Origin of the sequence: Acidocella sp., assembly GCF_052326845.1 — a bacterium.
Lineage (GTDB): Bacteria > Pseudomonadota > Alphaproteobacteria > Acetobacterales > Acetobacteraceae > Acidocella.
In genome coordinates, this window is record NZ_JBKQJR010000098.1 from 1 (window position 1) to 5754 (window position 5754).

Here is a 5754-nt window from a genome sequence, read left to right on the forward strand (position 1 = left end):
CATGGTGGTGGAGAAGGCGACCGAACTCGGCGTTTCCGTCATCCAGCCCATCATCACCGCCCGCACCAATGCCGACCATGTGAACCTGGAGCGGCTGCGGTCCATCGCCATCGAGGCCGCGGAGCAATGCGAGCGCCTGGCCGTGCCGGAGATCCGCCCGCCCTTGCCCTTGGGCAAGCTCATGGCGCAATGGCCGGACCGCCAGCTTTTCGTGGCAGATGAACGCCGTACCAGCGCCCTGCTTGGCCCTGCGGCGGGGCCGTCAGCGCTGATGGTCGGGCCCGAGGGCGGCTTTACCGAGGCGGAACTTGAAGCTATCGGTCGCACACCCCAGGTGATGCGCGTGTCCCTGGGAGCCCGCATCCTGCGGGCCGAAACCGCCGCCATTGCCGGGCTGGCGCTGCAGCTCGCGGCGCAGCCCTGAACAGGGAGTAGAACTTGTCCAACCCCGGAAACGCCGATTCGCGGATCGTCGAGGATGTGCGCGACCTCGCCGCCTATCTCGAATCTGGCTGCAAACCGGCAGACAGCTACAAAATCGGCACCGAGCACGAGGCGTTTGGCTTCCGCTTGAACGGCTTCGCACCGCCTACCTATGAGGAAGAGGGGGGCATTGGCGCGCTGCTCGCCGCCATGCAGGCGCGCGAGGGCTGGGAGCCGATCCTCGACCATGGCAACACCATCGGGCTGAAGGGCAGTTCCGCTTCGTTGTCGCTGGAGCCGGGCGGGCAGTTCGAGCTTTCCGGCGCGCCGCTGGCGGACCTCCATGCCACCAAGGCGGAGCTGGACGCGCATGTCGAGAGGCTGCGCGATGTCGCCCCGAAGCTCGGGCTTGGCTTCGCGCCGCTCGGCTTCCACCCCGTGGCTAAGCGGGCGGACATGCCGATGATGCCCAAAGGCCGCTACAAGCTGATGCGCGAATACATGCCGAAAGTCGGCACGCGCGGGCTGGATATGATGTTCCGCACCTGCACAGTGCAGGTGAACCTGGATTTCTGTTCCGAATCCGACATGGTGAAGAAGAGGCGGGTGGCGAGCGCGCTGCAGCCGCTGGCCACGGCGCTGTTCGCCAACTCGCCCTTCTACGAGGGCAGGCCGAACGGCTATCTCTCCAACCGCGCCCTGGTCTGGACGGATACGGATAACGCGCGCTCCGGCATCCCGGCGGTGATCTTCGAGGACGGCTTCGGCTTTGAGGCTTATGCCAACTGGCTGCTCGATGTGCCGATGTACTTCGTCTACCGCGACGGCAATTATTTCGACGCCACCGGCGCCTCGTTCCGCGACTTCATGGCGGGCAGGCTGGCGGCGCGGCCGGGCGAGCGCGCCACGATGGGCGATTTCGCCGACCATGCCACCACCGCTTTCCCGGATGTGCGGCTGAAGAAATATATCGAGACGCGCGGCGCCGACTCGGGCCGGCCGGAGATGATGCTGGCGCAATCGGCGCTGTGGACCGGGATTTTCTACGACCAGGCGGCGCTGGACGCGGCTGCGGCGCTGGTCAGGCCGATGAGCTATCAGAATGTCCTCGCCCTGCGCGAAGCCGTGCCGGTCACTGGCATCAACACGGGCCTCGGCGCGGGTACGCTGCGCGATCTGGCCCGCGACGTGCTCGCCATCGCCGCCGAGGGCCTGAAGAACCGGGCACGCAAGAATGCAGCCGGAGAGGATGAGCGGATCTATCTCCGCCCGTTGCAGGACATCGCCGAAGGTGCGCCCACCCAGGCCGAGCACTGGCTCGCCCGCTATCATGGCGACTGGGGCGGGGATGTAACGAAAATTTTCGCCGAGGCGGCGCTGTAACAATAAAAAAGGCCCGTCTTCCAGCGGGCCTTTTTCGTGGATGCCGAAGCAGCTTACGGGGCGGGGCTGGCGCTCGCCACCTGGGCCGCCGCCGCAGGCGACAGGTCGGTTACGAAATGGTCCAGATCATCGCTGGACTTCAGCGCCAGCACAGCCTGGAACTCGGCGGTGTTGTTCACGCAGAAGGCCGAGCCCTGCGTCATGCCGGCGATGGTCTGGTTGTTCGCCAGCTGGGTGACGAAGCTGTCTTCCATCTTCTGCCCGCTGTAGCGGCCGCTGGCCTTGCGAAAATACGCATCCATTACATGCTGCGCCTGCAGCACATGCGGCTGGAAGTCCTGCATGAACGCATCGTACCGGTCCTGCTCGCCGCAGGTGAGCGCTGCCACCATGAGCGCGGATTTCAGCCCGATGACGTTGAACGCCTGCTGGACCTGCTCATGCTGCGCAGCGGAGAACTTGATCCCCGGTGAGACCGGCGGCGGCACGTCCACGGCCACGGGGTAGGAATGTCCCACCGGGGGCGGCGGCGGCTCGAGTGTGGCCTGCTGCCCCGACTTGGCGCAGCCGGTCACCACGAGGGCGGTTAATCCGAGGCTCAGAAGGGCTTTGCCCCGCACCGGGGCCGAAGACAGTGTTTGCAATGGTCGATCCTTAAAAAAAGTAACGGAAGCGTAAATTACTATAGAGTAAATACAGCCAAAACCGTAAGCCGCCAAGCGCTAAATTTGCCAACTCTTTATTGTATGTATTTGAAATTAAAAGATTTCATGTCGTGCTGCGAATTTGTAATCTGGCTATAGCCGGGCCACGCGCAAGGCGTTGGTCGTGCCCGGCTGTCCGAAGGGGATTCCGGCGACAATGACGATCTCATCACCCTTCTTCGCGAACCCCTCGGTGCGGGCCAGTTTCAGCGCGTTCTCGACCGCCTGTGTCATGGAATGTACGCCCTCGGTGGTGACGGCATGCACCCCCCACACAGCCGCCAGGCGCCTTGCCACGGCCAGGCTGGTGGTCAGCCCCAGCACCGGGCAGTCCGGCTTTTCGCGGGCGACGCGCAGTGCCGTCGAGCCGGATTCTGTCAGGGCCACAATCGCCTGCGCCCCGATGGTATGCGCCACCTGCACCGCCGCGGCGGCGATGGCATCGGCGGAGGATTTCTCTGGTGCCGGGCGCTTGGCGTCGAGGCTCTTGCGCCAGTCCTCGTCGCGCTCCACGCGGGCGACGATACGGTCCATCATGTTCACCGCCTCGCGCGGGTATTGCCCGGCGGCGGATTCGGCGGAGAGCATCACCGCGTCAGTGCCGTCGAACACCGCTGCCGCCACGTCGGAGGCTTCGGCGCGGGTGGGGGCAGGGGCGGAGATCATGCTCTCCAGCATCTGCGTTGCCACCACCACCGGCTTGCCGCGCAGCTGGGCGGCGCGGATGATGCGCTTCTGCGCGATCGGCACCTCCTCCGGCGGCAGCTCCACGCCGAGGTCGCCGCGCGCCACCATCGCCGCATCAGCGAGGTCGAGGATCGCCTCAAGGTTATCGAGCGCCTGCGGCTTCTCCAGCTTTGCCATCACGCAGGCGCGTCCCGCCGCCAGGGCCTTGGTCTCGGCCACGTCCTCGGGCCGCTGCACGAAGGACAGGCCGATATAGTCGATGCCCAGGGGCAGCACGAAGTCGAGATCGGCACGGTCTTTTGCGGTGAGGGCCGGAATCGGCAGCACCACATCCGGCACGTTCACGCCCTTGCGGTCGGAGAGCACGCCGCTGTTCAGCACCTCGGTCAGCAGATGGTCGCCGCGCTTGTGCAGCACGCGCAGCCTCAGCTTGCCGTCATCGAGCAGCAGCGTGGTGCCAATCTCCGCCGCCGCGTGGATTTCCGGGTGAGGCAGGCAGACGCGCCGCGTGTCGCCCGCGGCCATGTTCATGTCCAGAATGAAATTCTGGCCCGCCTGAAGCTGCACGCGCCCGGATTGGAAGGTGCCGACGCGCAGCTTCGGCCCCTGCACATCGGCGAGGATGCCGATGGGCCGGCGGAATTTCTGCTCCACGGCGCGGATCATCTCGATGCGACGGGCGTGGTCTTCATGCGAGCCGTGGGAGAAATTGAGGCGGAACACGTCCGCCCCGGCCTGGAAGAGCTGGGCGATCATCTCCGGGGTGGAGCTTGCGGGGCCCAGCGTGGCGATGATCTTGGTCCGGCGATGGCGGCGCAACCGTTCGGTCATGGCAACCTCATGTGGTGAGTATGGCGCGGATGTCGTTCACATTGGTCAGTGTCGGCCCGGTGACGACGAGGTCATCCAGGGCCAGGAAAAAACTGTAGCTGTCGTGCCGGGCGAGGAAGTCCGCCGCGTCCAGCCCCAGCGCGGCGGCGCGGGCGAGCGTGTCCGGCCCGATCACCGCGCCCGCGGCGTCCTCGGTGCCGTCGATGCCGTCCGAGTCTCCGGCCAGCGCCCAGATATGGGCGGCACCGTTCAGAGCCAAGGCGAGGCTGAGCAGATATTCCATGTTTCGCCCGCCCCGGCCCGCAGGACCTGCGCCGATGCTCACGCTGGTCTCGCCGCCGGAGAGCAGGAGCTTGGGGCCGGGCGTCCGCAGCGCCAGCGCGGCATGGGCGCGGCCCAGCTCCGCCGCTTCGCCTTCCAGTGCGTCGCCCAGAATCTCCGCCGCCATCCCGGTCTCCCGCGCGGCGGCTTCCAGGGCCATCCTTGGCGTGGCGATCAGCCGGTAATCTGCGCCCGGAACCCAGGTGGGGCCGGAGCCGATGATGGCCGGGTCATCCCCCGGCACGTCGGAAATCGCCAGGGTCACGAGCCGGGCGGGGGCGCAGGCGGCGGCGAGCTTGCCGCCCTTGATGCCTGAGAGCGCCGTGCGGATGCGGTTCATGGTCGAGATCGGCGCGCCGGAGGCGAGCAGCGCCTTGTTCACCAAAATCTTGTCGGCCAGGGTGATGCCCGGCGCGGGCAGGGCCATCAGCGCCGAGGCGCCACCCGAGATCAGCGCCACCACCTGGTCCTGGGGGCTGAGGTTCCGCACCGCCGCCAATATCTCCCGTGCCGCTGCCTCACTTGCCGCATCCGGCACCGGATGGGCGGCTTCCAGCACCCGAATCCTGCGCGTGGGCACCGCATGGCCGTAGCGGGTGACAACGACGCCCTCATAATCCGCATCGCCCCAGGCGGCCTCCAGCGCGGCGGCCATGGAAGCGGCGGCCTTGCCGGCGCCGATCACGATATTCCGGCCAGGGCCAAGCGGGGGCAGGTGCGCGGGCACGCAAAAAGCAGGGTTGGCCGCGGCAATCGCCGCGCCAAAGATGCGCCGCAAAAATTTGCGCCTGTCTTCCTCCACGCGTCATGTATCCGTCAGCCGTTTCGCCGGCGCAACCCCGCCCGGCAACACGGGCATTGACGCCGCCCGAGGCCAGGCTCTATCCCGGCGCTCCTTTACGAGCAGGAGTGATACCGATGTCCCAGGCCGCGACCGAAGAAAAGCCGACCAATATCGCCGGTGAGCGGCTGCGCAGCATCATCGAGCGCATCGAGCGGCTGGAAGAGGAGCGCAAGGCGCTCGCCAACGACATCAAGGATATCTATTCCGAGGCGAAATCCGCCGGGTTCGACGTGAAGGTGATCCGCCAGCTGATCCGCATCCGCAAGCAGGAGCCGGCGGAGGTCGAGGAGCAGGAAACCCTGCTGGACGTGTACCGGCGCGCCATCGGCATGTGAGTTTTAGAGCCCCTTTCAAAACCCTACTATGCCGGCCGAGTGGCACCGCATTTCTGCGCTCCGGTGCTCACGTACTTTAACGTACGCTCCGCTCCGGTGCTCAAAAAAACGGTACCACTCGGCTCGGCATAGTAGGGTTTTGTAAGGGGCTCTCATTCCGCCATGTCGAGCGCCTTGCACGCCAGCTCGACAGCGCCGGCGCGGGACTTTGCCTCCCCGACGAAAC

General features: G+C 66.3%; 6 protein-coding genes. 3 read left to right on the forward strand and 3 right to left on the reverse strand.

Features of this window, described 5'->3' with window-relative positions:
• The coding region (locus ACLPJJ_RS06340) for an RsmE family RNA methyltransferase (RefSeq protein WP_443590102.1) at positions 1–424 on the forward strand (424 nt) is incomplete at its 5' end.
• 14 nt (positions 425–438) lie between these two features.
• Positions 439–1806, forward strand: coding sequence for a glutamate--cysteine ligase (locus ACLPJJ_RS06345; RefSeq protein WP_443590103.1), 1368 nt, complete (start codon positions 439–441; stop codon positions 1804–1806).
• Between the two features lie 53 nt (positions 1807–1859).
• Here the strand turns inward: ACLPJJ_RS06345 and ACLPJJ_RS06350 are convergent, their stop codons facing one another.
• From ACLPJJ_RS06350 to ACLPJJ_RS06360, 3 genes are all read right to left on the reverse strand, one after another.
• The gene (locus tag ACLPJJ_RS06350) at positions 1860–2450 is read right to left on the reverse strand and encodes a hypothetical protein (RefSeq protein WP_443590104.1); all 591 of its coding nucleotides are present in this window, start codon (positions 2448–2450) and stop codon (positions 1860–1862) included.
• Between the two features lie 153 nt (positions 2451–2603).
• Positions 2604–4028, reverse strand: coding sequence for a pyruvate kinase (gene pyk, locus ACLPJJ_RS06355; protein WP_443590105.1), 1425 nt, complete (start codon positions 4026–4028; stop codon positions 2604–2606).
• A 7-nt stretch (positions 4029–4035) separates the two neighbouring features.
• Positions 4036–5151, reverse strand: coding sequence for a glycerate kinase type-2 family protein (locus ACLPJJ_RS06360; protein ID WP_443590106.1), 1116 nt, complete (start codon positions 5149–5151; stop codon positions 4036–4038).
• 116 nt (positions 5152–5267) lie between these two features.
• Between ACLPJJ_RS06360 and ACLPJJ_RS06365 the strand changes: the two genes are divergently transcribed.
• Entirely contained in the window at positions 5268–5528 is a 261-nt protein-coding gene (locus ACLPJJ_RS06365; RefSeq protein ID WP_443590107.1) for a DUF2312 domain-containing protein, read from the forward strand.
• Positions 5529–5754 lie beyond the last annotated feature (226 nt).